Below are 25,525 nucleotides of genomic sequence, written 5' to 3' on the forward strand. Positions count from 1 at the left end.
GAACCCCGCGCGAGGTGCACCATGCCCATCAAGCTGCGACTGGCGACCTTCAATATCGAAAACCTGTTCACACGGTTTGACTTCTCGGCGTTCCTGGATGGTCCGACCAGCCGCGCCGCGCGCTACCTCGATCCCGTCGTTCAGTTTCTCGGGCAATACGGCGATGGCGATCTGACGCAATTCAACGACTTCCGATCGCTCGTACGCACCGCCTCCATCTCGCAGGACGACGACAAGCGGCAGCACACGGCCCTGGCGCTTGCTGCGCTGGATGCGGATGTCGTGTGCTTGCAGGAAGTCGATGGCTACGATGCGCTGCAACGCTTCCTCAAGGCCTACTACGCCAAGTTAGGAGAGAAGACCTACCGCCATGTGGTGCTGCATGAGGCCAATGATCCGCGCGGGATCGACGTTGCGGTGGTCGCGCAGGACGATTGGCCGATCTACACGCGCAGCCATGCCGATCTGACGCCCGCATGGATCGACAACGAGCCCACGGGCGAGGCACTGCTAGAGCGCTTTCCTTTGGCACGCAGGCGCGCCGGGCAACTGCGGGGCAAACGCATCTTCCGGCGCGATTGCCTAGAGGTTCAACTGACCAAAGCCCCAGTGACCGTCTTCAACTGCCATTTCAAGTCCATGGGTGGGGGGCGAGACGACACGATGGGCATGCGCCAGTTGGAAGCGCTGACGGTCCGCGAGATCATCAATCGTCGGTTCGAAGATCCCTCCACGGCCCTTTGGGCGGTCTGAGGAGACCTCAACGACTACCGGCAGGTCATCAAGGTTCGTGCGCGAACCGACGATGATGGAAACCGTGTGGAAGATATCGTGACCGAAGATACATCCGGCATCGATCCGCTGATCGACGATGGGTTCGGCGTGAACCTGTGCGATATGCTGCCCCGACCGGACCGCTGGACGCACTACTACGCGTGGGAGCGGCACAAGACGCAGCTCGACTATATCATCACCTCACCCGCCCTGGCCGAAAAGATGGTGGGTGCGCCGCAAATCATCCGGGCCGGGATGCCGTGGCGGGTTCCGAACTCCGCAGACACGCCCCGCTATCCGCGCGTCGGATGGGATCGGCCCAAGGCGTCGGATCACTGTCCGGTGGTTGCCGAATTCAAACTGTAATTCCGCAGCCGGGATGGGGTTTCCAAACCCCTTTCCTTGTCCTATACGCCCGCATCCCCGTGCTGACACCCTTGGAGGCGGCGGGGTTCATGCAATTTCAGGAGAACCGATATGGCTGGCGAAACGCCCGACATCATCGCACACGAACGGACGGGGACAGGCAAGGGGGCCGCCCGTCAGGCCCGGCGCGACATGCTCGTGCCCGGCATCGTTTATGGCGGCGAGCAAGATCCACTTCCCATCAATCTGCCCTACAACGAGCTTGTGAAGAAGCTGAAGGCCGGCCGTTTCCTGGCCACGCTCTTCAATCTCAAGGTCGAAGGCCACGACGACGTGCGCGTCATCTGCCGCAACGTGCAGCGTGACATCGTGAAGGACCTGCCGGTCCACGTCGATTTCATGCGTCTGCGCCGCAACAGCCGCGTGTCGCTGTATATCCCTGTCGAGGTCATCGACGAGGATGACGCCCCCGGCTTGCAGTCGGGTGGTGTGCTGACCATGGTGCGCAACGAAGTCGAACTGCGCTGCACCGCGGGCGACATTCCCGAGAAGATTACGGTCTCTCTGGCGGGTAAGGACGTGGGCGATTCGATCCACATCTCCGAGGTCACGCTTCCGGAAGGCACGCGTCCGACGATCGACCGCGACTTCGTGATCGCCAACATCCAGCCGCCGTCGGGTCTGGCCTCTCAGTCCGATGACGAGGACGAGGTTGCACCGGATGAAGTGCCGTCGACCGAGATGGAAGACGGCTCCGAGAACGAGGACGCGGCAGGCGTCGACCGCTAAGGTCCAACGTCACGTAACAGCATTCAGGAATGGCGCGGGAGACCGCGCCATTTTGCTTTTTGGCTGTGCGTCTCTATGTAGCCACTTCTGTACTACGGGACGAAGAAGCCGGTGATTTAATGAAAGAATATATCAACGATCCGGATCAATCGCAGGCCCATCGGACCTTCGATGAACGGGCGAAGGAGGCGCGGGGCAAAGCCGCTGCGATAGACGGATCGATCTCTGGCGCGTCTGGTGTGCTGTTCGAACAGGCCATGGCGCAGACCCGGATGGCCGTCTGTCTTTCCGACCCGAACCAAGACGACAATCCGATTGTCTTCGCCAACAAGGCATTCCTCTCGCTGACTGGCTATGAGGAAGACGAGATCGTCGGACATAACTGCCGGTTCCTGCAGGGACCGAAGACCGACAAGTCGAAGGTCGATCAGATCCGCAAGGCGCTGGAGACCGAGGATGTCATCGTCGTCGAACTTCTCAACTACCGCAAGGATGGCACCGAATTCTGGAACGCGCTACATCTGGGCCCGATCTACGGACCGGATGGCCAGTTGCTGTACTATTTCGGCTCGCAATGGGACGTCAGCGATGTGCATGCCGCACGGGCGGACGAGCTGTATGCCAAGACAGTTGCGCGCGAACTCAGCCACCGGATGAAGAACATGTTCTCGGTCATCGGCGGCTTGGTGACCGTAACGGGCCGCACGCGCGGCATTCAAAACGAGGCGGCAGAGATCAACGATCGCATCCGCGCGATGGGCCGCGCCTTCGAGACGACTCTGGACGATGCGACGCACGGCAACGTGGATTTCCGTTCGGCGGTGAAGGCCGTCGTTGCGCCCTACGATCCCGAGGGGACGCGCATCAAATACGTCGGATCCCGTCTGCGCGTCAGCCCGAACGCCGTGTCTACCCTGGGCTTGGTGATGCACGAGCTGGCAACGAACGCGATCAAATACGGCGCCCTGTCGAACGACACGGGCACCGTCACCGTTTCCTGGTCTGCGGATTCCGAGAACCTGATGGTCGATTGGAAAGAAGCGGGTGCACCCGATATTTCGGAACCCAATCGTACGGGTTCGGGGTTGGGAATAATCGCGACCTTGCTAAGCGCCAGCGGCGGTCGGATAGAGCCGAAGTGGCAACCGAACGGCTTGCAGATGAGAATTGTGATACCCCATGGCTAATCAAAGCTCCGGCCCCGTCATCCTGTTGCTGGAGGACGAGCCGATGATCCTGATGGAGCTGTCCTTCGCAGTCGAGGACTTGGGCGCGACCCCTGTTACCGCGACCTCGGCGGAGAAAGCCCTGGAGGCCATCGAGGTTGCAATCCCCGATGCGGCGGTGCTTGATTTCAATCTGGGCCGAGGCAAGACATGCCAGGCGGTCAGCGCTCGTCTGGAGACCTTGGGTGTGCCGTTCGTCCTGCATTCGGGCGATCTGATGCGACAGGGTGAGGTGATCTCGAAGATGCAGGCGGAAGTGATCCCGAAGCCCTCGGACAGCCGGTACGTCGCCCAACGGGCGCTTGCTCTGGTCAGACAGGACGCCGCCGAATAGAACGGGCGGCGAACGGACAGGAGCAATCTGATGCGACTTTTCGCGGGGCTGGGCAATCCGGGCACGAAATACGCCGGCAACCGGCACAACATCGGCTTCATGGCTGTCGAGCGGATTGCGCAGGACCACGGCTTCCCGCCGTTCCGTCAGAAATTTCAGGGGATGGTCAGCGAAGGCCGATTGGGCGACGAACGCATCGTTCTGCTGATGCCGCAGACTTTCATGAACCTGTCCGGTCAATCCGTCGCTGCCGCCGCGCGCTTTCACAAGCTGGACGTGACCGATGTGGTTGTCTTCCATGATGAGATCGACCTCGCCCCCGGAAAGCTGAAGTGCAAAACCGGCGGCGGCCACGCAGGCCACAACGGTCTGCGCTCGATCCACCAGCACATGGGGCCGGATTATGGGCGTGTGCGCATGGGCGTGGGTCATCCGGGCCACAAGGATGCCGTTCCCGGCTACGTGCTGCGTGATTTCGCTAAGGCGGATGAGGCCTGGCTGGACGACATGCTGCGCGGCGTGTCCGACGGCGCAGAGGCGCTGGCGCGAGGCGACACGGGCGCGTTTTCGAACGCCGTCGCCCTGCGCCTGAACCCGCCGCGCCCCTCGACCGGGACGGCGAAACCGAAGCAAGATTCCAAGCCAGAGCCGCAGCCGGAGCCGGTGGATGACCGGTCTGCGATGCAGAAGCTGATGGATCGCTTTCGCTAAGCGATGATGGGGGCCCTGCCCCCGGTGCTGACGCACCTCCCCCGAGGTATTTTTGGAACGATGAAGCCGACGCGGTGGCACGACATGGCGCGCGGTCTACCCTACATAGCGCAGACCAAGGAGCGACCCATGAATATCGACGACCCGGTGAACGTGCGCGGTGGTAAGTTGGAAGCCTGCGGGATGGATCCCGTCACCGGCTTCTTCCGCGACGGCCACTGCAACGCCTGCACCGAAGATCAGGGCAGCCACACCGTCTGCGCCGTAATGACCGAGGAGTTTCTGGCGCTGTCGAAATACCTTGGCAACGACCTGTCGACCCCCCGCCCCGAATTCGGCTTTGCCGGGCTGAAGGCAGGCGATCGCTGGTGCCTGTGTGCCTCACGCTTCCTGCAGGCCGCAGAAGAAGGCGCGGGGCCGAAGGTGCATCTGGGGGCCACGCACAAGCGAGCGCTGGATGTCGTGCCGCTCGACGTGCTGGAAGCGCACGCCGAGGGCTGAGCGATCAGCTCGACTTCGAGATGTCGACGCCGAGAGCGCTTGCGACGGTGAAGATGTCCTTGTCGCCCCGTCCGCACATGTTCATGCAAATCAGGTGATCGCTCGGCAGGTCCGGCGCGATCTTCATGACGTGGGCCAACGCGTGCGACGGTTCCAACGCGGGAATGATGCCTTCGGTTTCGCAGCAGAAGGTGAAGGCGTCCAGCGCCTCGCGGTCGGTGATCGAGACGTATTGCGCGCGGCCGATGTCGTGCAGCCATGCGTGTTCCGGCCCGATGCCGGGATAGTCGAGGCCCGCCGAGATCGAGAAACCTTCAAGGATTTGGCCGTCGTCGTCCTGCAGCAGGTAGGTCCGGTTGCCGTGAAGCACGCCTGGGCGCCCCCCGGTCAGCGAGGCGCAATGCTCCATCTTGTCCGAGACACCCTTGCCGCCCGCTTCGACGCCGATGATGTTCACGCCATCGTCGTCGAGGAAGGGGTAGAACAGGCCCATGGCGTTCGATCCACCGCCGATGGCGGCGATCAGGGTGTCGGGCAAGCGGCCCTCTTGTTCCTGCATCTGGGACTTGGCTTCCGTCCCGATGATCGCCTGGAAGTCGCGGACCATGGCCGGATAGGGGTGCGGACCGGCGACGGTGCCGATGCAGTAGAAGGTGTCGCGCACATTGGTCACCCAGTCGCGCAGGGCGTCGTTCATGGCGTCCTTCAGCGTGCCGCGACCCGAGGTGACGGGAATCACCTCTGCCCCCAGCAGGCGCATGCGGAAGACGTTGGGCTGCTGACGTTCCACATCATGCGCGCCCATGTAGACGACGCACTTCAGACCGAACTTGGCGCAGACGGTGGCCGTGGCCACGCCGTGCTGGCCCGCACCGGTTTCCGCGATGATGCGCGTCTTGCCCATGCGGCGGGCGAGGATGATCTGGCCCAGCACGTTGTTGATCTTATGCGCGCCGGTGTGGTTCAGCTCGTCGCGCTTGAGGTAGATCTTGGCGCCACCCAGCCGTTCGGTCATGCGCTCGGCGAGATAGAGCGGGCTGGGGCGGCCGACGTAGTGGGTCCAGAGGTGGTGCATCTCGGCCCAGAAACTGTCGTCGGTCTTGGAATGCTCGTATTGCTCTTCCAGCTCCAAGATCAGCGGCATCAGTGTCTCGGACACGAAACGCCCCCCGAAATCACCGAAACGCCCCTTGTCGTCGGGGCCGGTGCGGTAGGAGTTCTTCAGATCGTCGGGCATGGTGCGGCGCTCCCTTTGGCTGGTGGTCAGCGATAGCGTTAGCGCGCGGCGGCGGCAAGCGGGCGGGTTAGCGCAGGCGGCGGCGGATCATGCTGGCGCGACGGCGCAGACGGATCAGCACTGTGGTGACCATCGGACGGAGCGACGGCACGTCGATAGCCAACAGCAGCAGACCCAGCGGCAGCATCCACAAGCCGAAGACAGGCAGAATCGCGAGCAGGCTTCCAAGGACCAAAAGGATACCCAACGGAATACGGATGATCGCGATGCTGGGGCGACGCAGGACCGGGACAACACGTTGCGCTTGAGGCACGATGCGGGCAAGCGCATCAAGCTGCCGGTCGAGCCTTCGGCGTAGGCGGTCGCGTCTTCGGTTATCGGTCATCGATTGCAGCTAGATACGGGCGTGCTGTCTTTCAATCCGCACGTCCGGCACGAAGCCAAACGGCGCGAGCCTCGGCGAACGACGGCACCACATCCGATGGATAGCGGTGAAAACGGGACGCCAAGGCGACCTTCGAAATTTCACGCATGGCTTGGAGATGCGCACCGGTACGGGCGTAATCCTGCATCGCCGCTGTATCCTGCCAGACTGTCAGCGACCACGCGCGCACGCCAAAAAGATGCGTGGCTGCATGAAGGTTGCCCGGATGCGCCGAAGCTTGCTTCAACGAGTCCTGCGACAAAGCGATGAAGCGCCCCAGCCGCAGCGGATGCGGCATCAGGCCCCCGACCGCGACAATCGGCACGGCCTAACCGTCCCGAAGGGCCGCACCGAAGGCGGCAATGCGGGCGCCATCCTTCACGCCGGGGGCGCTTTCGACGCCGGATGACACATCGACCTGCCGCGCGCCCGTCATCGCCACGGCCTGCGCCACGTTATCGGGCGTCAGTCCACCCGCCAGCATCCACGGCTTGGACCATTCCCGTCCGGCGATCAGATGCCAGTCGAAGGCCAGCCCGTTGCCGCCCGGAAGGTCGGCCCCCTTGGGTGGCTTGGCGTCGATCAGGAGCTGATCGGCCACCGCCTCAAAGGCGGGGATCGCATCAAGATCGTCCGCGTCCGCCACGCCGAGCGCCTTCATCACGGGCAAGCCGTAGCGTGTGCGCACTTCGGCCACACGTTCGGGCGTTTCCGAGCCGTGAAGCTGCAGCATGTCCAGGGGCACGGCGTCGGTCAGCGCATCCAACGCCGCATCGTCCGCGTTGACCGTCAGTGCGACCTTCGCCACGCCAACGGGCACCGACAGCGCCATGTCGCGCGCAACCTCCAGCGACAGGTGCCGGGGGGATTTGGGAAAGAAAACGAAGCCCAGATAGGTCGCGCCTGCCGCGATGGCGGCGGGAATGTCGGCCGGATCGGTCAGCCCGCAGAATTTGATGCGGGTGGTGCTCAAGATGCGCGGCGCGTGGGTGTCGAGCCGTCTTCCAGCAGGGCGAGAATATCGTTGCCCTTGCCGGGCTTTTCGCGCTTCATCTGCGTCACTTCACGCTCCAGCACCTCACGCTCGCGGCGTTCGGTGCGGGCGGCTCGGCGGTGCTTATGCTCGCGCGCATACTCCCACAGGAAACCGATCAGAAGGCCTACGACGACGGCACCAAGTATGACGACGAACATCGGCAGCGTGATCGTCCAGCTGATCCCCATGAAGCCCGCCATCGCCTCTGGAAGGACCCGCAACGTCACCTCCTGCGCGTTGGCCAGTGCCACGATCAGCAACAAGATGGCGACAATCGCCAGCAAAACAAATTTAACGATACGCATAGTCGTCTTCACTCCCCGTTCAGGCGATCCCTGAGTAGCTTGCCCGCCTTGAAGAAGGGCACGTGTTTTTCTTCGACCTGCACGGCTTCGCCCGTGCGAGGGTTTCGGCCCTGTCGCGCATCGCGCTTCTTGACCGAAAACGCGCCAAAGCCGCGAAGCTCGACACGGTTGCCTTGGCACATGGCGTCCACAATCTCTTCGAAGATCGTGTTCACCACCCGCTCGACATCGCGCAACGTAAGGTGCGGATTCTCTTCGGCCGCCTTTTGGATCAATTCGGAGCGTATCATTCTGGCACGTCCTTCGACTTTCGCATCGATTTCTGTTCGACGCATGGGAGCATCGGCATAAGGCCGGGAATTCGAAACGCAATCGTGATCGATGTTATAGCCTTATCGCTGACAAGGCACGAAAAAACCCCCGCAGCTTACGCCACGGGGGTAATTTTCAGCGATTTTTCGCGGGTTGCGGATCAGTCGTCGTCGCGATTCAGGGCAGCGCCCAGGATATCGCCCAACGATGCACCCGAATCAGACGAGCCATACTGCTCGACCGCTTCCTTCTCTTCCGCGATCTCGCGCGCCTTGATCGACAGACCCAGACGACGGGACTTCTGATCGACGTTCGTGACGCGCACGTCCAGCTTGTCGCCGACGCCGAAACGCTCGGGGCGCTGCTCGGAACGATCACGCGACAGGTCGGAGCGACGGATGAAGGACTTCATGCCCTCGTACTCGACCTCGATGCCGCCGTCTTCGATCGCCGTGACTTCCACGGTGATGATCGAGCCGCGCGACACGCCGCCGACCACGTCCGAGAAGCTGTCGTCGGTGGCCTTCATCGAGAGCGAAATCCGCTCTTTCTCGACGTCGACTTCCGTGACGACCGCGTTCACCACGTCACCCTTGTGGAAACGCTGGATGGCTTCTTCGCCACGCTCGTCCCACGAGATGTCGGACAGGTGGACCATGCCGTCGATGTCGTTGTCGAGACCCACGAACAGACCGAATTCGGTGATGTTCTTGATCTCGCCTTCGACCGGCGTGCCCTCGGGGTGGGTTTCCGCGAAGACTTCCCACGGGTTGCGCTGGGTCTGCTTGAGACCAAGCGAGACGCGACGCTTCTGGCTGTCGATCTCGAGCACCATGACCTCGACCTCTTGCGAGGTGGACACGATCTTGCCCGGGTGGACGTTCTTCTTGGTCCACGACATTTCCGACACGTGGACAAGGCCTTCGACGCCCGGCTCTAGTTCTACGAATGCACCGTAGTCGGTGATGTTCGTCACGCGGCCCTGGTGATGGCTGTCCAGCGGGAACTTTGCTTCGACGGTATCCCACGGATCGTCCTGCAGCTGCTTCATGCCCAGGCTGATACGGTGGGTTTCCTTGTTGATCTTGATGACCTGCACCTTGATCGTCTCGCCGATGGTGACGATCTCGGACGGGTGGTTGACCCGGCGCCACGCCATGTCGGTGACGTGCAGCAGACCGTCGACACCGCCAAGGTCCACGAACGCACCGTATTCGGTGATGTTCTTGACCACACCGTCCACGGCCTGACCTTCGGCGAGGTTCGCGATGACCTCTGCACGCTGTTCGGCACGGGACTCTTCCAGGATCGCACGGCGCGACACCACGATGTTGCCGCGACGGCGGTCCATCTTGAGGATCTGGAACGGCTGCTTGAGACCCATAAGCGGGCCCGCATCGCGCACGGGGCGCACATCGACCTGAGAGCCGGGCAGGAACGCAACGGCGCCGCCCAGATCCACGGTGAAGCCACCTTTGACACGGCCGAAGATCGCACCGTCGACGCGGTTCTCGTCGGCGTAGGCTTTTTCCAGACGGTCCCACGCGGCTTCGCGGCGGGCCATTTCATGCGAAATGACGGCTTCGCCGCGGGCGTTCTCGACCTGGCGAAGATAAACTTCGACCTCGTCACCGACGTTGATTTCGGGGGCTTCGCCGGGTTGGGCGAATTCCTTGAGATCGACGCGGCCTTCCATCTTGTAGCCGACGTCGATGATGGCTTGTCCTGCCTCGATGGCGAGGACCTTGCCTTTGACAACCGAACCTTCGTCCGGAGTGTCGATGTCGAAGCTTTCGTTCAGGAGGGCTTCGAATTCCTCCATGGATGCGTTTTGAGCCATGTGGCCTATGATTTCCTTTTAGCGGTTTATACTGGCCGTGCGGTTGTCTCCGCCGGTCTTGGGTTGGTCAGGACAGGGGGAACGCGGATGATAAAAAGGGCCGGTAAAACCGACCCTGCCCACGTCCGGGATCGTTCCGCCCCTTCGACGGTGTGGCAGATACGCCAGCTCGCCTCGTTTGGCAAGCGCGGTGACGGGTGTCTGACCGTTTACGGGGTCCGCGGCTGATGGACCGTTCTTCTGCACGGCGCGAAGATAGCGACCCTAACCGCCACGACAGGCTACCGCCCCATCCAGCCGCCATCGACGGTCAGGATCTCTCCGTTCACGTAGTCCGACGCGGCGGAGCACAGGAAGACAGCAGGGCCACCAAAGTCGGCAGGCGTACCCCAACGGCCCGCAGGGATGCGCGACAGGATCGCGTCCGAGCGATCGGGGTCGTCCTGCAGCGCCTGCGTGTTGTCGGTGGCGACGTAGCCGGGCGCGATGGCGTTCACGTTCACGCCCTGCCCCGCCCATTCGTTCGACAGAGCCTTCGTCAGCTGCGCGATACCACCCTTGGACGCCGCGTAGCCCGGCACCGTTATTCCACCTTGGAACGACAGAAGCGAGGCGATGAAGACGATCTTGCCCTGCCCGCGCGCCAGCATCCCGCGCCCGATCTCTCGGCTTAGGACGAACTGGGCGGACAGGTTCACCTCTATCACCTCGTCCCACAGCGCATCGGGGTGCGTCGCCGCGGGTTCACGGCGAATGGTGCCCGCGTTGTTGATCAGGATGTCGGGAGTGGTGCCGTCTTCTTCTATCTTTCGCGCGAAGTCCGTCACCGCCGTGCGATCCGAGAAGTCGCACTGATGCGAGGTAAAACGGCGGCCCATCGCGGTGACCGCCTGCTCAACCTCGCTGCCCGCTTCTAGCGAAGCGCTGACGCCCACAATGTCCGCCCCTGCCGTCGCCAGAGCTTCGGCAATCGCACGCCCGATCCCCCGTTTGCAGCCGGTGACGAGCGCGGTCTTGCCGGTCAGATCGAATGGGTTGGTCATGGCGGTCTCCGGTTCAGTGACGATCAACGCGGGCGGGCGCTTCGGTTTGTGGCGTGCTGGGCGAGGCTATCGCTCATCCGCCCGACCAAACCGCCGCTACGGCACCTTCGGCGGCGGCGACGGCCTCTGCGATGCTCATCTCGGTCGTGTCGATCCTTATGGCGTCTTCAGCGGCGCGCATCGGCGCATCGGCGCGGCCCGCGTCGCGTTCGTCGCGGCGCTTCACATCGGCCAGAACCTCTTCCAGCGTGGTGTCATCGTCGAACTCGGCGTGGCGTCGCGCCGCGCGAACCTCGGCGGAGGCGGTCACGAACAGCTTCACCTCTGCTTCGGGGCAGATCACCGTTCCGATGTCGCGTCCGTCCAGAACCGCGCCGTCGCCCAGCCGCGCAAAGCGGCGTTGGAAGGCGACCAGAGCTGCACGGACTTCGGGGATTGCGGCGACCTTGCTGGCGGCTTCGGCCACATCGGCAGAGCGGAGGCCATCGGTCTGCAAATCGTCTGGCATCAGGGCTGTTGCCGCAGCCACCGCGTCTTCACCGTTCAACACCCGCCGCCCGGTCGCGCGATACAAAAGCCCGGTGTCCAGATGACGGAACCCGAACCGCTGCGCGACGGCGCGGCTGATCGTGCCCTTGCCGGACGCTGCCGGACCGTCGATGGCGACGGTGAAGGCCATCAGGTGTCCGATTGCTCGAAATGGGGCAGCCGGTCGTCCAGCTCGTAGTAGTCACCCTTGTTGGCGACGTAGATGTGACGGTCCAGTTCCAGCCCCGTGGGTCCGTCCAACGTGCCCGCCATGATCGACAGTTCGTCACCGCCACCGTCCCAGAACAGGTTCGACCCGCAATCCGGGCAGAAGCCACGCTTCGCTGTATCCGAGGACTGATACCAGCGCACTTCGCCCTCGATCTCGACCTGCGCCTTGGGGGCGGATGTCGCGGCAACGTAGTGCCCCGACGTGCGCCGACACTGCTGGCAATGGCAGCCAGAGACCGGACGCAACGGGCCGGTGACGCGGTAAGAGACTTCGGAACACAGGCATCCCCCGGTCGTGGACAGGTGTTCTTTGTCGACGTCGAACATATCGGACATATGGCTTCCCTTTGGCTTTCGATGACACCTAGAGCGCGTAGGCGCGGCGTCAGGCGTTCGGACGGGTGAAGGTGGCGCCAAGATCGCCCATCAGCCGCTCGAAGATCGGGAACGATGTGGCGATGGGTGTGGCGTCGTCCACCATGACGGGCTTGGCGCTGGCCATGCCGAGGCATAGGAACGCCATGGCGATGCGGTGGTCCAGACGCGCGGCGACGGTCGCCCCGCCGGGCACACCGCCAGCACCCATGCCGGTAACTTTCCACCAGTCTTCGCCGTCTTCGACCGTCACTCCACACGCGCGCAAACCTTGCGCCATCGCGTCGATCCGGTCCGACTCCTTCACGCGCAGTTCCGCCACGCCGGGCATGTCGGTCACGCCTTCGGCGAAGGCCGCGACGACCGACAGGATGGGATACTCGTCGATCATCGAGGCGGCGCGTTCGGGGGGCACGCGGATGCCCTTCATATCGGGACTGAACCGCGCACGCAGGTCGGCGGCGGGCTCTCCGCCCTCTTCGCGCTCGTTCTCATAGGTCAGGTCTGCGCCCATCTCGCGCAGGGTCTCGAACAGGCCCGCGCGGGTGGGGTTGAGGCCGATGTTCGGGACCAGCACGTCAGAACCTTCGACGATTAGCGCGGCGCACACGGGGAAGGCTGCGGAGGATGGATCGCGCGGCACGGCGATGGTCTGGGGCGTCAGTTCCGGTCGGCCTTGCAGGGTGATAACGCGGCCCTCGTCGGTGACGTCCGTACTGATCGTCGCGCCGAAGCCGGACAGCATCCGCTCGGAATGGTCACGGGTGGCTTCGCGTTCCATCACGACGGTTTCGCCCGGCGCGTTGAGGCCCGCCAGAAGCACGGCGGATTTCACCTGAGCGGAGGGCACGGGCGTGGCGTAGCGCACCGGAACAGGGTCTGCCGCACCGACCAAGGTCAGCGGCAGCCGCCCACCGGACCGGCCCACGGCCTGCGCCCCGAACAGGGCCAACGGATCAGTCACGCGCGCCATGGGGCGACCGTTTAGAGAGGCGTCGCCGGTGAAGGTCGTCGCGAAGGGGTACGTCGCGACCGCGCCCATGAGCAGGCGCACACCGGTGCCGGAGTTGCCGCAGTCAATCACGCCGTCGGGTTCCGAAAAGCCACCGACGCCGACACCGTGGACGGACCACGCGCCGCCGCCGTGGCTGACGACATCGGCCCCCAGCGCGGCCATGGCGCGGCCCGTGTCCAGCACGTCCTGCCCTTCCAGCAAGCCGGTGATCTTCGTCTCACCCACCGCCATCGCGCCAAGGATCAGCGCGCGGTGGCTGATCGACTTGTCGCCGGGAACATGCGCCTCGCCGCGCAGCGGGTTGCCCTTGCGGGAGGAAAGCGGAACGGGATCGCCGTGGCCGGACATGGAAGACACCTCGCCTGTGATCGGGTCGAGGCGGTGCTGGCACGCGGCGCTTTTGCGCGCAAGATCAGATCGCGGCCAGAAGCGGCAGCAGAACGAAGATGAACAGGATGAACGGAGCGAAGGAATAGCGTTTCATGGGACCGGACCGGGCACTGTTGACGATGCCCTGATACGTGAATGTCGCCCGCTTCCGGCATGAAATCTGAGAACAATTCGCCCGATGCGCGACCTTCCGCCAAACGGCCTGAGGGCGCGCCGATTTTCCGCCGATCAGCGGCGGCGGAAGGTCAGGTAGTGCGGCACGCGGCCTTCGCGCAGAGCCTTCTGCTCGTAGCGTGTCGACAGCCAATCGCCCCACGGCTTGCGCCAGTCGGCGGGACGTTCGGCCAGCCAGTCGAAGCCCGCGTCCGGCACCTCTTCCAGCGTCTGGCGCACGTAGTCGGGAATGTCGGTCGCGACGCGAAAGATCGCGCCGGGTTTTAGAACGCGCGCGAGCGGTTGCAGGTGTTCTTGCGTCACGAAGCGGCGGCGGTGGTGACGGGCCTTGGGCCATGGGTCGGGATACAGCAGGAAGGCGCGGGAGATGGACGCCTCTGGCAACACATCGAACAGGTCGCGCACGTCGCCGGGATGGATACGGATGTTGTCGGTGCCTGCGTCACGGATCTTGCCCAGCAGCATCGCGACGCCGTTGATGTAGGGTTCGGCCCCGATGATGCCCACGTCCGGGTTCCCGGCGGCTTGATGCACCAGATGCTCGCCACCGCCGAAGCCGATCTCCAGCCACGTGTCGCGCCCTTGGAACAGGGTGTCCAAGTCCAGCGGAGTGCGGTCCGGGTTCTCGTCCCACTCTACCGGACCGGGCGACAGGGCGTCGAGGTCCTGCTCAAGGTAACGCTCGTGGCTGGCCTTCAGGTTGTGACCCTTGCGGCGACCGTAAAAATTGCGCCACGGCGCAGAGGGGGGCTTTTCCGACATGGGCCGCGCAATAAGTCAGGTGGGAACGGGGTGCAACGCAGGAGCGCGTTTGATGAGTGATGTGAATTGGGCCGAACTGCCCCAGCCGGAAGACGACGGCGCGGCGGATCACGTGAAGGGGCTTGTTCTGCCGGACTGGCCGCTGCCGTCGACCGACGGAGCCGATATTTCCATGGGCGTGCAGACGGGCCGGATCGTGGTGTTTTGCTACCCGATGACGGGTCGTCCCGACCATGACCTGCCGGACGGCTGGAACGAGATCCCCGGCGCGCGCGGTTGCTCGCCGCAAGCCTGTTCGTACCGCGATCTGTCGGAAGACCTGAAAGCCGCCGGGGTGGATCGGATCTTCGGGCTGTCGACGCAGCACACCGACTGGCAGGCCGAGGCGAAAGAGCGGTTGGGACTGCCCTACCCGCTGCTGTCCGACCACGGGGCAGAGATGGCAGAGGAACTGGACCTGCCGCGGTTCGAGGTGGACGGGACGGTTCTTTTGAAGCGAATGACGATGATCGTCGATGGCGGCACGGTGACCGCGGTACACTACCCTGTGTTCCCGCCGGATCAGGATGCCCAGTGGGTGCTGGACCAGCTGCGTTGAAGCCTACGTCTCGCGGTTTGCTGGGTGCGGCAGGTATTTGAAGAACGGTGAACTGGAGGGCGGCGCGCGTCAGGGGAGAAACTGCTTTTCCATGTCGACGCGGTGGAAACGGTCGGTCTGGTGGCGGCCCGTTTCGATGAAGCCGGCCTTGCGGTAGATCGCGATGTTTCGGGTCATGGCGACGTTGGTGTAAAGGCGCAGGGTCTTGTGCCCTTTGTCACGCGCGGTGCGTTCGGCGTGAGCAAGGATCGCCCGACCAAGCCCCTTGCCCTGAGCATTCGGCGCGATGGCGATGTTGTCGATCATCAGGGCGGGCGGCTGGTCGATCAGGATCGCAATACCAAGGATTGCGCCACCATCGTCCAGCACGAAAGCCTCGCCTGCGGCGATGCGGGACGCGTAGTCCTCTGACATCGGTGCGGGAGGCCTGCCGATCAACGGGATGTAGGGGGCATAGGCCGCGTCCACGATTGCCTTGATCGCAGACAGATCGGCGGGGGTGGCCGGGCGCAGCATTGCTGCCGCGCCCGACAAGGATCAGACCGCTTTCTTCAGCGCGTCGGCGATGTCCGTCTTCTCCCATGAGAAGCCGCCGTCCGCCTCGGGCGCGCGACCGAAGTGGCCGTAAGCGGCGGTGCGTTGGTAGATCGGCTTGTTCAGGCCCAGATGCGTGCGGATGCCGCGCGGCGTGAGGTCCATGGTGGCAGCAACGGCGCGCTCGATCTCTTCCTCGTGGACCTCGCCCGTACCGTAGGTGTCGGCGTAGATCGACAGGGGCTTCGAGACGCCGATGGCGTAGCTCAGCTGAATGCAGCAGCGCTTAGCCAGACCGGCGGCGACCACGTTCTTCGCCAAGTAGCGGGCGGCGTAGGCGGCGGAGCGGTCCACCTTGGTGGGATCCTTGCCGGAGAATGCGCCGCCTCCGTGGGGGGCCGCGCCGCCATAGGTATCCACGATGATCTTGCGGCCTGTCAGACCTGCGTCGCCGTCCGGCCCGCCGATCACGAAGACGCCGGTGGGGTTCACCCACCATTCGGTGGCGTCGGTCAGCCAGCCGTCGGGCAGGACTTCGCGGATGTAGGGCTCGACGATGGCGCGGATGTCATCGCTGGTCTGGGACTCGTCGCGGTGTTGGGTGGACAGCACGATAGAGGTCACCTCGACCGGCTTGCCGTCCTCGTAGCGCAGGCTGATCTGGGACTTGGCGTCGGGGCCAAGCGTCGGTTCCGTGCCGTCTTTGCGGACCTCTGCCAAACGCCGCAGGATCTGGTGGGCGTAGTGGATCGGCGCGGGCATGAGTTCGGGCGTATCTTCGACCGCGTAGCCGAACATGATGCCTTGATCGCCAGCACCTTCGTCCTTGTCGCCGTCTTCATCAACGCCCTGCGCGATGTGCGCGGACTGCGGGTGCAGCAGATTGTCGACCTGGCAGGTGTTCCAGTGGAACTTGTCCTGCTCGTAACCGATGTCCTTAATGCAATCGCGGGCGATCTGTTCGACCTTGCCCAGGTATTCGTCCAGCTTGCTTTTGTCGGTCAGGCCGACTTCGCCGCCGATGACGACGCGGTTGGTCGTGGCGAAGGTTTCGCAAGCGACGCGGGCTTCGGGCTGCTCGCCCAGGAACGCGTCAAGAACGGCGTCCGAGATACGGTCGCAGACCTTATCGGGGTGGCCCTCGGACACTGATTCCGAGGTGAAAATGTAGTTTTGACGCGGCATGGGGACGTGCTCCGTTGAATCCAAATCGGCGCGCACGCCAGGAAGCCGTTGTGCGCTTGACGCCGCGACGTAGCGGGGTGCGGCGTTCCGATCAAGGCGTTTCGCGCGAACGGGTCCAACCGAGCAAAAGACACAGCAAGATTGCCACGAACGCGGGCCAATCACCAAACCGCGCGTAGATCGTTGCCGGGGCGGCCGAGGGAAGCGGCACGTCAAGATGGCCCGCCAAGCCCAGCGGCAGCGATTGCAGAACCCGCCCCCGCGCGTCGATCACTGCCGAGATACCAGTGTTTGCCGACCGTATCATCGGCAGACCTTGTTCGATCGCGCGCATCCGGGCCTGCGCAAGGTGCTGTTGCGGGCCGGCAAAGGTGCCAAACCACGCGTCGTTGGTGATCTGAAGCAACCAATCGGGCCGCGCGGTCGCGCCGACCTCTTCTGGGAAAATCGCCTCATAGCAGATCAGCGGCAGTGCGCGGCCCAGCGGACCAAGGTCGATCAGGCGCGGGCCGGGTCCGGGGGAGTAGCCGAAGCTGGATTGCGCCAGCCCCCGGATGCCGAAGCGGGCGAAGAAATCGCCCATCGGGAAAAACTCGCCGAACGGGACGAGGTGATGCTTGTCGTAAACCTCGGCAATGGTGCCGCCCGCGCCCACGACGATCATTGTGTTGAAATAGCGGTCGCCTTCGGCGCGCTGGGTGCCGACCGCGATGGGGATGCCGCGTGCGGCGTTGGCGAGGCGCTGCAGGACGGGATGGCCCGGCTCGATCAGGTAAGGAACGGAGGTTTCGGGCCAAACGATCAGGTCAGGTGTGCCGGGGGCGGCGGTGATGCCCAGCGCGCGGTCGAAATGTGCGGCCCCGATCTCGGCGGCCCACTTCTCGTTCTGCGGCACGTTCGGTTGGACGATGCGGATGGTGGGCGCGCCGTCGGGGATCGCAGGGGCAGGCCCCCGCAGACTGCCCGCGCCGATGGGAAGAAGCCACAGGACCAGAAGCGCCGGGATCGCGGGCCAGCGCGGGCCGATGGCGGCAAGCGCAGCCCCCAGCAGAAGCGTCAGAAGCGACAGGCCGAACGGCCCGGTGACGGACGCGATCTGAGCGGCAGGCGTGTCGGCCCAGATGTAGGCGGGCAAGGCCCAGGGGAAGCCGGTCAGGATCAGTGAGCGTGTCGCCTCGACCGCCGCCAGCGCGCCCGCGAAGGCCACTGCGCCGCGCCAGCCGGGGCGGGCAAAGCGGCGTGCGACCCAGAAGGCGAGCGCCCAGAACAGCGCGAAGCCGGTTGCGGTAAAGAACAAGCCGAAGGGGGCCATCCAACCGTAGGTGTCGGCGTCCACAAGGAACGGTTCGACGATCCAGTGCAACGCGGCGGCGAAATAGGCGGTGCCCGCGATGAAGCCGATCCAGCCCGCACGGCGCGGCGTGGCAGAGCCGAGGCACAGCCAGCCTGCGAGTCCGAACCCCGCCAGCGCCAACGGCACCAGTGACAAGGGCACCTGACCCGACGCCGCCGCCAATCCGGCCAGCACCGCCAACAGGCGGCGGCGTGTTTCAGTCATGCTTGGTCGTGTCCGGGCAGACGCACCCGCAACCGCTTGAGGCGTCGGGGGTCGGCATCCACAACCTCGAACTCGGCGCCGGAGGGGTGTGGGATGACCTCTCCGCGGGCGGGCACGCGACCGGTGTGGACGACGATCAGACCGCCCAGCGTGTCGATCTCTTCCTCTTCCTCGGGGTCGCTCAGTCCCATCTCGACGGCTTCTTCAAAAGCGTTGAGCGGCGTGCGGGCCTGCGCGATCCAGATGCCGGGCTTTTCCTCGGAGAAGAGCTTATCCTCGTCCTCGTCATGCTCATCCTCGATCTGGCCGATGACCTGTTCTATCAGGTCCTCGATGGTGACCAGACCGTCCACGCCGCCGTATTCGTCGATCACCAGCGCCATATGCGTGCGTTCCGACTGCATGCGTTGCAGCAGAACGCCGATGGGCATGGAGGGCGGCGCGTAGATCAACGGGCGCATCATCGCGGTCAGGTCGAAGTCCTGCTCGTTGCCGAACCCGTGTTTCAGCGTGAAATCCTTGAGGTGAACCATGCCCTTGGGGTGGTCGAGCGTGCCGTCGTAGACGGGGATGCGCGTGACGCCGGTGTCGCGGAAGGTCTCGACCAGATCGTCGATGGAGATGTCCAAGGGCACCGCCGTAATTTCGACCGAGGGGATCGCCACGTCTTCGACGCGCATGCGCGATAGGTTCAGAAGGCCGGGTGGCGTGCGCTGAAAGCTCTGCTCCTCGGTCGCGTCGTCTGCCTCCTCGCCGTTCGAGAATGCCTCGAAGATGCGTCCGAAAAATCCGCGTTCGGGACTGTCGCCCTCGTCTTCGCCGGTGCCGTTCTCGGGCCCCGATCCGCCGTCCTGATGAGACATGTTGCCTTTCCGTCTGTCCGGGCGCGATTCGGCCCTAGCGGTTATATGGGTCGGGAAGGCCCAGTTTGCCAAGGATTTCGACCTCCAGCCCTTCCATCAGCGCGGCATCGCCGTCGCGTTCGTGGTCAAAGCCCAGCAAATGCAGCGTGGCGTGGACGATCAGGTGGGTGGTGTGGTCGGCCATCGAGATGCCCGCCGCGTCAGCCTCGGACGCTGTGACACCGTAGGCGATGGCGATATCGCCCAATTCCAGATCGTCGGGTGTGTCGGGGATGCCGCCGTCCTTTTCGGCGCCGCGTTCCTCCGACGGCCACGACAGGACGTTCGTGGGGCGTGGCTTGCCCCGAAAATCGGCGTTGAGCGTGGCGATGCGGGCGTCGTTGCAGGCAAGGATCGCCACTTCGGCGTCGGCGACGCCCCTATATGCAAGCGTCGCGTTGACCGCGCGAACGCACAGGGCTTCCAGATCGAGCACATTCCACGCCGCGTCTTCGATCAGAACGTCGATTTCGGACACGGGCGCTACGCCTCGTCCTTCTCGTAAGCCTCGATAATTGCGGCGACCAGCGGGTGACGCACCACGTCCTTCGAGGTGAAGTAGTTGAACGCGATCTTGGGGATGTTGCCCAGCAGCCGCTCCGCGTCGGCAAGGCCAGAGACCTGCCCGCGCGGAAGGTCCACCTGCGTGCGGTCGCCGGTGATGACCATGCGGGACCCTTCGCCCAGACGGGTCAGGAACATCTTCATCTGCATGGACGTGGCGTTCTGCGCCTCGTCCAGCACAACGAAGGCATTGGACAGGGTGCGTCCACGCATGAACGCAAGCGGCGCGATTTCGATCTTCTTTTCTTCGCGCAGCTTGCCGACCATCTTGGCGGGCAGAAAGTCGTTCAGCGCATCATACAGCGGCTGCATGTAGGGATCGACCTTCTCTTCCTGCGTGCCGGGCAGGAAGCCGAGGCGCTCGCCCGCTTCCACAGCCGGGCGGCACAGGATGATCTTGTCGACGTTGCCTTCGATGAACATGTTCACGCCCACCGCGACGGCAAGATAGGTCTTGCCGGTGCCTGCGGGGCCGATGCCGAAGGCCAGTTCGTTCGCGAACAGCGAGGCGACATAGGCCTTCTGCGCGTCGGTCCGGGGCTCCACCAACTTTTTCTTGGTGCGGATCTCTGTGCGGGGGCCCTTGAACATCTCTATCTGGTCGCCGTCGCCGATTTCCGGCGAGTGGCCCATGCGGATTTCGGCGTCGATGTCGGCGGGGCCGACCGTGCGACCCGCTTCAAGCCGTTCATACAGCGCGTTCAGCACATTCGCCGCGCGGCTTTGGCCTTCCGTGTCGCCGATCAGGATCAGGTGGTTGCCCCGGCGCAGGATCTGCACGCCCAGATGGCTTTCGATCTGCACCAGATGCGCGTCGCCGACACCGCACAGGTCGATCAGCAACCGGTTGTCGGCGAAATCCAGATGCGTCTCGGACGCGGGCGGCTCGGTCGTTGTCAGGGGCGGGACCGGGCTTTGGGTCTGGGACAATAAGCTGCTCCATTGGCGCGTGTTGTTCGTTTGATGGTGGGGCCTGCACCGGGGTTAGGCAAGGGGTACGTCCCCCGCAAACGCAAATGCCGCGCGGGATGGTCCCGCGCGGCATGGATCAGGGCATCGTCATCCGATCAGATGGGATCGGGCACGGGCGAACCGACGCCATCGGGACCATGCAGCGTGAACGGCGGCAGCAGTCCGCAGACGGGTTTGCCGTAACGGTCGAGACGGTTCATCTGGTAACCTTCGATACCGTCGTCGATGGCCCAGTGCTCGCAACCGTCGCCGTCCACCCAGATGCCGGGCGTCTTGGTCAGGTTTTCAAGATTCTTGGCATCGAAGCCGCGGTCGACGCTCTGGTCGGTCTTCACGCCGCAAGCGGACAGGGCCAGCACTCCGGCGAGGATCAGGAAAGGCGTTTTGCTCATGTCATTCACCGGATGCAGATGATTTCGACGCGACGGTTGGCTTGCATGCCCGCCGCCGTCTGGTTCGATGCACGGGGCTGGCGTTCGCCAAGGCCGCGCACGTCATTGATCGGCTTGCCCATTTGCGCGGCATAGCGCGCGACGGCTGTTGCGCGATTGTAGCTGAGGCGCAGGTTGTATTCGTCGCTGGCGCGGCTGTCGGTATGACCGATGATCGTGTAGGCCCGCGCTGCTGTCTGTCCGAAGAACTGGTTCAGGTAGGCCTGCCCTTCGCGGCGGATCTTGGCGCTGTCGGTCGCAAACAGAACGTCGGTGTTCATCACGCCGCAGGTTTCGACCTTGTGGCAGACGGGCGTGCCCTTGCGCGTCAGGCGGTTCGAGCCGTAGCCCTCCCAGCCGTCGTCGCGGACCCAGTGTTCGCAGCCGTCCGGGTCGATCCAGATGGTGCCGATGGCGCGTTGCTGCGCCTCGACGCTTGTCGTCATGCCCAGCGCGCAAAGGCCGGCAACGATGGCAGCCCCCATCGCGCGGCGTGCCGTGTTGGTGAATTGGTTGACCACCACTGTCTCCTTCAAGTCGTTGTTGGTCTTTTACGACCGCTATTGATCTTGGCCGACACGCTGGTCGACATCCCCCGTCTTATGCATCGGAAGATTAACGGCATTTTGACTCAAGGGAAGCGGAATCCGACTTGCAAGTGTCCAGTCTGACAGAGGTTTCGCGCTAGAGTAGTGTGGAAAGCGGCTTTTCGGCGCCCTGGAAACAGTCTGTCGCCGCTTTGTGCGATCCACCCTGCGGGATTCATTGGTAAGTGATGCGGGAGGGCCTAAAGTGGCCGAGGTTTCGTAATCAGGGGATGATCGGGAAATGAGAACTGCAATTATGGCCGTAGCGGCCGCCATCGCACTGGCCGCGCCTGCCAGCGCCCACCAGACGCACGCGCATAGCCACACGCACGGTCATCAGGCCGTCGCCCAAGAGGTGGTGCAAACGCCGACCGTCGTGGTCAGCTGCTTCCGGGGGCCGTGGGACAAGGTGATCTGGGATCATCCGCAAGCACCGTTCACCGACAGTCTGGTCGCCTACGGTTACTCGTTCGAGCGGGCGAACGCGATTGCCCAGCGCGTCTGCCGGGACGCGACCCTTGTCGGTCGTCCCGAGGCACTGCGCGCGACCACCATGCAGATTTTGCGCACCGCACCGCGTAACTGAACCTTCAGATCAGTGCGCCGGCGAGCGAGTTCGGCGCACTATCGGTGATTCGCACGCGGGCCAGATCGCCCACGGCCACGTCTGCCGACACGAACACGGAGTGCAGGTGGTCGGATTTGCCGATCATCTGCCCCGGCTCTCGACCCGTCTTTTCGAACAACACGTTCACCTCACGCCCGACCATTCGGTCCTGAACGGCGCGCTGCTGGTCGCGCAATAGCGCTTGCAGACGCTGCAGGCGGTCATCGGCCTGTGCTGCATCGATTTGCGCACGCTCTGCCGCAGGGGTGCCGGGGCGGGTGGAATATTTGAAGGAATAGCACTGGCCGTATTCCACGGCCCGCACCAGCGCCATCGTGTCGTCGAAATCGGCTTCGGTTTCACCGGGGAAGCCGACGATGAAGTCGCCTGAGATCAGGATGTCGGGACGCGCCGCCCGTATGCGCTCGATCAGGCGGATGTAGCTCTCGGCGGTGTGCTTGCGGTTCATCGCCTTCAGCACTCGGTCGCTGCCCGATTGAACGGGCAGGTGCAGATAGGGCATCAACTTCGGCTCTTCGCCGTGGGCCGCGATCAACGCGTCGTCCATGTCGTTGGGGTGGCTGGTGGTGTAGCGGATGCGCTCCAGCCCGTCGATCTTTGCCAGACCACGGATCAGCCCGGCCAAGCCGCCGTCGCCGCCGTGGTAGGCATTCACGTTCTGGCCCAGCAGGGTGACTTCGCGCACGCCACGCTCGACCAGCGCGCGCGCTTCGGACAGCACGCGTTCGGACGGGCGGCTGACTTCTGCGCCGCGCGTGTAGGGCACGACGCAGAAGGCGCAGAACTTGTCGCAGCCCTCTTGCACGGTCAGGAACGCGGTGGGGCCGCGCTTGGCCTGCCCCCTGCCCTTCAGATGCTCGAACTTGTCCTCTTCGGGGAAGTCGGTATCCAGCGCGCGGCCGCCGGCGCGGGTCTGTTGCTCCATTTCGGGCAGGCGGTGGTAGCTTTGCGGGCCGACGACAAGATCGACCATCGGCTGACGGCGCAGGATCTCTTCGCCCTCGGCCTGTGCCACGCAGCCCGCGACGCCGATCTTCAGATCAGGGTTGGCTTGCTTGAGGCCCTTCATGCGGCCCAGTTCGGAATACACCTTCTCTGCCGCCTTCTCGCGGATATGGCAGGTGTTCAGCAGGATCATGTCGGCATCGTCGGCGGTATCGGTCGCGACATACCCCGCTCCGCCCATGGCTTCTGCCATGCGCTCGCTGTCGTAGACGTTCATCTGACAGCCGTAGGTCTTGATAAACAGCTTCTTCGGCGCGCCCATCGTCTTGCTCCCGATCCTGTGGAAGCTTTGCCTCTAACGCGCGCCCACCTTCACCGCAATGTCCCCAAGGTCTTGCCAAACCGGACATCAGCGGGACAGAACGGCGCGGTGACGAATACAATCGCGACATATGATGATCTGGCGGCTTTCCAGCGGTCCGAGACGACCCTGAAAGGGCCCGTCGCCATCGTGCTGGTCGAAGATACGGTCGAGGTGCAAAGCACCTTGGATCATCTGGTGAAGCTGGGCTTCGCGACGCTGGTCGTGATGGCCCGCCCTTCGGATGTGATCGAACTGCCTGATACGGTGCCTACTATCCGGGTGGGCTGGCGCAACGACCGCGTGGGGGCGGTGCCCGCGGCCGTGAACGCAGTGGCCGAGAACGGTCCGGGGCTGTGGATGCACTACTGCTTCAACGCCGAATACCTGTTCTTCCCGTTCTGCGAAACGCGCCGCGTGGGTGAAATGCTGGCCTTCCACACGGAAGAGCGGCGATTTTCCATGCTGACCTACGTGGTCGACCTGTACGGAGCGGACGTGGGCAATGCCGTGGACCGCGATGGCGCGCATCTGGATGCGTCGGGCTACTACGCGAGCGTGCGCCCCGACCCGGAAAATCACAATCACCCCAAGGAGCGGCAGCTCGACTTCCACGGCGGATTGCGCTGGCGGTTCGAAGAGCACGTCCCTGCTCACCGCCGCCGCATCGACCGGATCGGCCTGTTCCGTGCGAAGCCCGGTGTCGCACTGTTGGACGACCACACCTTCACAGAGCCGGAGTACAACACCTACTCTTGCCCGTGGCACAACAACCTGACGGCGGCGATCTGTTCGTTCCGCGCGGCGAAGGCGCTGACGACGAACGCAGGCTCTCGGCACGATATCGACAGCTTCATGTGGTTTCGGTCAGAGCCGTTCCGCTGGCACTCGCAGCAATTACTGGATTTGGGGCTGATGGAACCGGGGCAGTGGTTCTGACCGCATGGGCGCATCTAATCTACAGCTAATCCTTGACGAGATCGTCGAAGAGATGCGGCATGTCACCGAGCGGGGTGACGTTGCGGATTACATCCCGCCCCTGGCCTGTATCTCACCCCAGAAATTCGGGATCGCCGTCGCGACGATAGATGGGGCCTGCCATATCGCCGGAGACGCGTGCGAGCCATTTTCCATCCAATCGGTGTCCAAGGTCTTCTCTTTGACGGCTGCGCTGGATGCAGTGGGCGAAGACCTGTGGGACCGGATCGGGGTCGAGCCGTCGGGATCGCCCTTCAATTCCATCGTTCAGCTGGAATCCGAGGCAGGTATCCCCCGCAACCCCTTTATCAACGCAGGCGCCATCGTCGTTGCGGACGTGCTTCTGGGCGGGCGGCACCCCGACGCCGCGATGGGCGCGTTGTTGAAATTCGTGCAGTCGCTGGCTGATGACGATACGATCTACGTGGACCATGCCGTCGCCGCCGCCGAAAAGGAAACCGGTTGGCGCAACGCGGCTTTGGCGAATTACATGCGCGATTTCGGCAATATCATGCACGATCCGGCCGATACGTTGTCCCTGTATTTCCAACAGTGCTCTCTGGCCCTGAGCTGCGAGCAGCTTGCGAAGGCGGGGCGGTTCCTGATCACCGACGGCGTCGATCCGCAGACCGGGTATCGCGTGGTGACGCCCGGTCGCGCGCGACGGATCAACGCGCTGATGCTGACCTGCGGGCACTACGATGGATCGGGCGAGTTCGCATTCCGCGTTGGTCTGCCGGGAAAGTCGGGCGTCGGCGGCGGCATCCTTGCCATCGCGCCCGGCATAGCCTCCATCGCCGTATGGTCGCCCGGGCTGAATACGCGCGGCAATTCAAAGCTGGGAACCTATGCGTTGGACCGGCTTACCTCCAGAGTCGACTGGTCGATCTTCGAACCGCCGATCTAAGA

At 63.9% G+C, this 25,525-nt stretch carries 32 protein-coding genes; 11 read left to right on the forward strand and 21 right to left on the reverse strand.

All coding sequences use genetic code 11. The annotated features are described in order from the left end of the window. Window positions 1-21 precede the first annotated feature (21 nt). From FIU81_RS11935 to FIU81_RS11965, 7 genes are all read left to right on the forward strand, one after another. Window positions 22-753: an endonuclease/exonuclease/phosphatase family protein gene (locus tag FIU81_RS11935; protein ID WP_124111264.1), complete on the forward strand. Its 732-nt coding sequence runs from the start codon at window positions 22-24 to the stop codon at window positions 751-753. 78 nt (window positions 754-831) lie between these two features. After that, entirely contained in the window at window positions 832-1,140 is a 309-nt protein-coding gene (locus tag FIU81_RS11940) for a hypothetical protein (protein ID WP_152460917.1), read from the forward strand. A gap of 111 nt (window positions 1,141-1,251) precedes the next feature. Further along, on the forward strand, window positions 1,252-1,929 hold the full coding sequence (locus FIU81_RS11945; RefSeq protein WP_124111262.1) for a 50S ribosomal protein L25/general stress protein Ctc: 678 nt from the start codon (window positions 1,252-1,254) through the stop codon (window positions 1,927-1,929). Window positions 1,930-2,048: 119 nt separating this feature from the next. Further along, window positions 2,049-3,116 (forward strand): PAS domain-containing protein, encoded by a 1,068-nt coding sequence (locus FIU81_RS11950; RefSeq protein WP_124111261.1) that lies wholly within the window; start codon window positions 2,049-2,051, stop codon window positions 3,114-3,116. Continuing rightward, complete coding sequence (locus tag FIU81_RS11955; RefSeq protein WP_124111260.1) at window positions 3,109-3,489, forward strand: response regulator; 381 nt, start codon at window positions 3,109-3,111, stop codon at window positions 3,487-3,489. Before FIU81_RS11950 ends, FIU81_RS11955 begins: the two co-directional genes overlap by 8 nt. Window positions 3,490-3,519: 30 nt before the next feature. Next, window positions 3,520-4,200 carry an aminoacyl-tRNA hydrolase gene (gene pth / locus FIU81_RS11960; RefSeq protein ID WP_124111259.1) on the forward strand — a complete coding sequence of 227 codons (681 nt, stop codon included), beginning with the start codon at window positions 3,520-3,522 and terminating at the stop codon, window positions 4,198-4,200. A 129-nt stretch (window positions 4,201-4,329) separates the two neighbouring features. Further along, window positions 4,330-4,701 (forward strand): DUF2237 family protein, encoded by a 372-nt coding sequence (locus FIU81_RS11965; protein WP_124111258.1) that lies wholly within the window; start codon window positions 4,330-4,332, stop codon window positions 4,699-4,701. Window positions 4,702-4,705: 4 nt separating this feature from the next. On the opposite strand, the gene trpB is transcribed toward FIU81_RS11965, so the two are convergent. The 12 genes from trpB to trmB form a co-directional block, all read right to left on the reverse strand. Beyond that, window positions 4,706-5,938: a tryptophan synthase subunit beta gene (gene trpB / locus FIU81_RS11970; protein WP_124111257.1), complete on the reverse strand. Its 1,233-nt coding sequence runs from the start codon at window positions 5,936-5,938 to the stop codon at window positions 4,706-4,708. A gap of 67 nt (window positions 5,939-6,005) precedes the next feature. Continuing rightward, window positions 6,006-6,323, reverse strand: coding sequence for a tryptophan synthase subunit beta (locus FIU81_RS11975; RefSeq protein WP_124111256.1), 318 nt, complete (start codon window positions 6,321-6,323; stop codon window positions 6,006-6,008). A gap of 31 nt (window positions 6,324-6,354) precedes the next feature. Next, window positions 6,355-6,660 (reverse strand): hypothetical protein, encoded by a 306-nt coding sequence (locus tag FIU81_RS11980; protein WP_124111255.1) that lies wholly within the window; start codon window positions 6,658-6,660, stop codon window positions 6,355-6,357. A gap of 30 nt (window positions 6,661-6,690) precedes the next feature. Continuing rightward, the gene (locus FIU81_RS11985; RefSeq protein WP_124111254.1) at window positions 6,691-7,335 is read right to left on the reverse strand and encodes a phosphoribosylanthranilate isomerase; all 645 of its coding nucleotides are present in this window, start codon (window positions 7,333-7,335) and stop codon (window positions 6,691-6,693) included. Continuing rightward, entirely contained in the window at window positions 7,332-7,703 is a 372-nt protein-coding gene (locus FIU81_RS11990) for a lipopolysaccharide assembly protein LapA domain-containing protein (protein WP_124111253.1), read from the reverse strand. The genes FIU81_RS11985 and FIU81_RS11990 overlap by 4 nt, the downstream gene beginning before the upstream one ends. Window positions 7,704-7,711: 8 nt before the next feature. Further along, complete coding sequence (gene ihfB / locus FIU81_RS11995) at window positions 7,712-7,993, reverse strand: integration host factor subunit beta (RefSeq protein ID WP_124111252.1); 282 nt, start codon at window positions 7,991-7,993, stop codon at window positions 7,712-7,714. Between the two features lie 182 nt (window positions 7,994-8,175). Next, on the reverse strand, window positions 8,176-9,855 hold the full coding sequence (gene rpsA, locus FIU81_RS12000) for a 30S ribosomal protein S1 (RefSeq protein WP_124111251.1): 1,680 nt from the start codon (window positions 9,853-9,855) through the stop codon (window positions 8,176-8,178). Between the two features lie 281 nt (window positions 9,856-10,136). Beyond that, complete coding sequence (locus tag FIU81_RS12005; protein WP_124111250.1) at window positions 10,137-10,898, reverse strand: SDR family oxidoreductase; 762 nt, start codon at window positions 10,896-10,898, stop codon at window positions 10,137-10,139. Window positions 10,899-10,971: 73 nt separating this feature from the next. Next, the gene (locus FIU81_RS12010) at window positions 10,972-11,577 is read right to left on the reverse strand and encodes a (d)CMP kinase (protein WP_124111249.1); all 606 of its coding nucleotides are present in this window, start codon (window positions 11,575-11,577) and stop codon (window positions 10,972-10,974) included. Further along, window positions 11,577-11,993, reverse strand: coding sequence for a GFA family protein (locus FIU81_RS12015; RefSeq protein ID WP_254695911.1), 417 nt, complete (start codon window positions 11,991-11,993; stop codon window positions 11,577-11,579). Before FIU81_RS12015 ends, FIU81_RS12010 begins: the two co-directional genes overlap by 1 nt. Before the next feature lie 49 nt (window positions 11,994-12,042). After that, on the reverse strand, window positions 12,043-13,395 hold the full coding sequence (gene aroA, locus FIU81_RS12020) for a 3-phosphoshikimate 1-carboxyvinyltransferase (RefSeq protein WP_124111248.1): 1,353 nt from the start codon (window positions 13,393-13,395) through the stop codon (window positions 12,043-12,045). Between the two features lie 270 nt (window positions 13,396-13,665). Then, window positions 13,666-14,373, reverse strand: coding sequence for a tRNA (guanine(46)-N(7))-methyltransferase TrmB (trmB, locus tag FIU81_RS12025; RefSeq protein WP_124111247.1), 708 nt, complete (start codon window positions 14,371-14,373; stop codon window positions 13,666-13,668). A gap of 52 nt (window positions 14,374-14,425) precedes the next feature. On the opposite strand from trmB, the gene FIU81_RS12030 reads away from it, so the two are divergent. Continuing rightward, entirely contained in the window at window positions 14,426-14,971 is a 546-nt protein-coding gene (locus tag FIU81_RS12030) for a peroxiredoxin (RefSeq protein ID WP_124111246.1), read from the forward strand. Window positions 14,972-15,040: 69 nt separating this feature from the next. Here the strand turns inward: FIU81_RS12030 and FIU81_RS12035 are convergent, their stop codons facing one another. The 8 genes from FIU81_RS12035 to FIU81_RS12070 all read right to left on the reverse strand — a co-directional run bounded on the left by FIU81_RS12035 (window position 15,041) and on the right by FIU81_RS12070 (window position 21,638). Further along, window positions 15,041-15,487, reverse strand: a complete 447-nt coding sequence (locus FIU81_RS12035; protein ID WP_124111245.1) for a GNAT family N-acetyltransferase — start codon at window positions 15,485-15,487, stop codon at window positions 15,041-15,043. 21 nt (window positions 15,488-15,508) lie between these two features. Then, the gene (gene metK / locus FIU81_RS12040) at window positions 15,509-16,690 is read right to left on the reverse strand and encodes a methionine adenosyltransferase (protein ID WP_124111244.1); all 1,182 of its coding nucleotides are present in this window, start codon (window positions 16,688-16,690) and stop codon (window positions 15,509-15,511) included. Between the two features lie 91 nt (window positions 16,691-16,781). Further along, window positions 16,782-18,248 carry an apolipoprotein N-acyltransferase gene (gene lnt / locus FIU81_RS12045; RefSeq protein WP_124111243.1) on the reverse strand — a complete coding sequence of 489 codons (1,467 nt, stop codon included), beginning with the start codon at window positions 18,246-18,248 and terminating at the stop codon, window positions 16,782-16,784. Beyond that, the gene (locus FIU81_RS12050) at window positions 18,245-19,111 is read right to left on the reverse strand and encodes a CBS domain-containing protein (protein WP_124111242.1); all 867 of its coding nucleotides are present in this window, start codon (window positions 19,109-19,111) and stop codon (window positions 18,245-18,247) included. The genes lnt and FIU81_RS12050 overlap by 4 nt, the downstream gene beginning before the upstream one ends. Window positions 19,112-19,145: 34 nt before the next feature. Next, window positions 19,146-19,628 (reverse strand): rRNA maturation RNase YbeY, encoded by a 483-nt coding sequence (gene ybeY / locus FIU81_RS12055; protein ID WP_124111241.1) that lies wholly within the window; start codon window positions 19,626-19,628, stop codon window positions 19,146-19,148. Window positions 19,629-19,633: 5 nt separating this feature from the next. Then, a complete protein-coding gene (locus FIU81_RS12060) occupies window positions 19,634-20,614 on the reverse strand; it encodes a PhoH family protein (RefSeq protein ID WP_254696060.1) in 981 nt (326 codons plus the stop codon). A 167-nt stretch (window positions 20,615-20,781) separates the two neighbouring features. Next, window positions 20,782-21,078, reverse strand: coding sequence for a hypothetical protein (locus FIU81_RS12065; RefSeq protein ID WP_124111239.1), 297 nt, complete (start codon window positions 21,076-21,078; stop codon window positions 20,782-20,784). 5 nt (window positions 21,079-21,083) lie between these two features. Then, on the reverse strand, window positions 21,084-21,638 hold the full coding sequence (locus FIU81_RS12070; protein WP_413816209.1) for an OmpA family protein: 555 nt from the start codon (window positions 21,636-21,638) through the stop codon (window positions 21,084-21,086). Between the two features lie 307 nt (window positions 21,639-21,945). Here FIU81_RS12070 and FIU81_RS12075 point away from each other — a divergent pair, with 307 nt between their 5' ends. Continuing rightward, complete coding sequence (locus tag FIU81_RS12075) at window positions 21,946-22,290, forward strand: hypothetical protein (protein ID WP_124111238.1); 345 nt, start codon at window positions 21,946-21,948, stop codon at window positions 22,288-22,290. 4 nt (window positions 22,291-22,294) lie between these two features. Here FIU81_RS12075 and miaB read toward each other — a convergent pair whose 3' ends face one another. Further along, window positions 22,295-23,599 (reverse strand): tRNA (N6-isopentenyl adenosine(37)-C2)-methylthiotransferase MiaB, encoded by a 1,305-nt coding sequence (gene miaB / locus FIU81_RS12080; RefSeq protein ID WP_124111237.1) that lies wholly within the window; start codon window positions 23,597-23,599, stop codon window positions 22,295-22,297. 108 nt (window positions 23,600-23,707) lie between these two features. On the opposite strand from miaB, the gene FIU81_RS12085 reads away from it, so the two are divergent. Together FIU81_RS12085 and FIU81_RS12090 are read left to right on the forward strand one after the other, a co-directional pair. After that, a complete protein-coding gene (locus tag FIU81_RS12085) occupies window positions 23,708-24,577 on the forward strand; it encodes a hypothetical protein (RefSeq protein WP_413816210.1) in 870 nt (289 codons plus the stop codon). 4 nt (window positions 24,578-24,581) lie between these two features. Next, window positions 24,582-25,523: a glutaminase gene (locus tag FIU81_RS12090; RefSeq protein ID WP_124111236.1), complete on the forward strand. Its 942-nt coding sequence runs from the start codon at window positions 24,582-24,584 to the stop codon at window positions 25,521-25,523. Window positions 25,524-25,525: the final 2 nt, after the last annotated feature.

Source organism: Palleronia sp. THAF1, assembly GCF_009363795.1.
Lineage (GTDB): Bacteria > Pseudomonadota > Alphaproteobacteria > Rhodobacterales > Rhodobacteraceae > Palleronia.

What these genes read in the sequence shown, in the direction of transcription:
- FIU81_RS11955 (WP_124111260.1), top strand. Translation starts at nt 3,109, where the DNA reads ATGGCTAATCAAAGCTCCGGCCCCGTCATCCTGTTGCTGGAGGACGAG.
- miaB (WP_124111237.1), bottom strand. Translation starts at nt 23,599, where the DNA reads ATGGGCGCGCCGAAGAAGCTGTTTATCAAGACCTACGGCTGTCAGATG.
- FIU81_RS12065 (WP_124111239.1), bottom strand. Translation starts at nt 21,078, where the DNA reads ATGAGCAAAACGCCTTTCCTGATCCTCGCCGGAGTGCTGGCCCTGTCC.
- FIU81_RS12090 (WP_124111236.1), top strand. Translation starts at nt 24,582, where the DNA reads ATGGGCGCATCTAATCTACAGCTAATCCTTGACGAGATCGTCGAAGAG.
- trpB (WP_124111257.1), bottom strand. Translation starts at nt 5,938, where the DNA reads ATGCCCGACGATCTGAAGAACTCCTACCGCACCGGCCCCGACGACAAG.
- FIU81_RS12050 (WP_124111242.1), bottom strand. Translation starts at nt 19,111, where the DNA reads ATGTCTCATCAGGACGGCGGATCGGGGCCCGAGAACGGCACCGGCGAA.
- FIU81_RS11945 (WP_124111262.1), top strand. Translation starts at nt 1,252, where the DNA reads ATGGCTGGCGAAACGCCCGACATCATCGCACACGAACGGACGGGGACA.
- trmB (WP_124111247.1), bottom strand. Translation starts at nt 14,373, where the DNA reads ATGTCGGAAAAGCCCCCCTCTGCGCCGTGGCGCAATTTTTACGGTCGC.
- FIU81_RS12035 (WP_124111245.1), bottom strand. Translation starts at nt 15,487, where the DNA reads ATGCTGCGCCCGGCCACCCCCGCCGATCTGTCTGCGATCAAGGCAATC.
- pth (WP_124111259.1), top strand. Translation starts at nt 3,520, where the DNA reads ATGCGACTTTTCGCGGGGCTGGGCAATCCGGGCACGAAATACGCCGGC.
- aroA (WP_124111248.1), bottom strand. Translation starts at nt 13,395, where the DNA reads ATGTCCGGCCACGGCGATCCCGTTCCGCTTTCCTCCCGCAAGGGCAAC.
- FIU81_RS11990 (WP_124111253.1), bottom strand. Translation starts at nt 7,703, where the DNA reads ATGCGTATCGTTAAATTTGTTTTGCTGGCGATTGTCGCCATCTTGTTG.
- ihfB (WP_124111252.1), bottom strand. Translation starts at nt 7,993, where the DNA reads ATGATACGCTCCGAATTGATCCAAAAGGCGGCCGAAGAGAATCCGCAC.
- FIU81_RS12075 (WP_124111238.1), top strand. Translation starts at nt 21,946, where the DNA reads ATGAGAACTGCAATTATGGCCGTAGCGGCCGCCATCGCACTGGCCGCG.
- metK (WP_124111244.1), bottom strand. Translation starts at nt 16,690, where the DNA reads ATGCCGCGTCAAAACTACATTTTCACCTCGGAATCAGTGTCCGAGGGC.
- FIU81_RS11980 (WP_124111255.1), bottom strand. Translation starts at nt 6,660, where the DNA reads ATGCCGCATCCGCTGCGGCTGGGGCGCTTCATCGCTTTGTCGCAGGAC.
- lnt (WP_124111243.1), bottom strand. Translation starts at nt 18,248, where the DNA reads ATGACTGAAACACGCCGCCGCCTGTTGGCGGTGCTGGCCGGATTGGCG.
- FIU81_RS11975 (WP_124111256.1), bottom strand. Translation starts at nt 6,323, where the DNA reads ATGACCGATAACCGAAGACGCGACCGCCTACGCCGAAGGCTCGACCGG.
- FIU81_RS12010 (WP_124111249.1), bottom strand. Translation starts at nt 11,577, where the DNA reads ATGGCCTTCACCGTCGCCATCGACGGTCCGGCAGCGTCCGGCAAGGGC.
- rpsA (WP_124111251.1), bottom strand. Translation starts at nt 9,855, where the DNA reads ATGGCTCAAAACGCATCCATGGAGGAATTCGAAGCCCTCCTGAACGAA.
- FIU81_RS12015 (WP_254695911.1), bottom strand. Translation starts at nt 11,993, where the DNA reads ATGTCCGATATGTTCGACGTCGACAAAGAACACCTGTCCACGACCGGG.
- FIU81_RS11950 (WP_124111261.1), top strand. Translation starts at nt 2,049, where the DNA reads ATGAAAGAATATATCAACGATCCGGATCAATCGCAGGCCCATCGGACC.
- FIU81_RS11935 (WP_124111264.1), top strand. Translation starts at nt 22, where the DNA reads ATGCCCATCAAGCTGCGACTGGCGACCTTCAATATCGAAAACCTGTTC.
- FIU81_RS12030 (WP_124111246.1), top strand. Translation starts at nt 14,426, where the DNA reads ATGAGTGATGTGAATTGGGCCGAACTGCCCCAGCCGGAAGACGACGGC.
- FIU81_RS11965 (WP_124111258.1), top strand. Translation starts at nt 4,330, where the DNA reads ATGAATATCGACGACCCGGTGAACGTGCGCGGTGGTAAGTTGGAAGCC.
- FIU81_RS12005 (WP_124111250.1), bottom strand. Translation starts at nt 10,898, where the DNA reads ATGACCAACCCATTCGATCTGACCGGCAAGACCGCGCTCGTCACCGGC.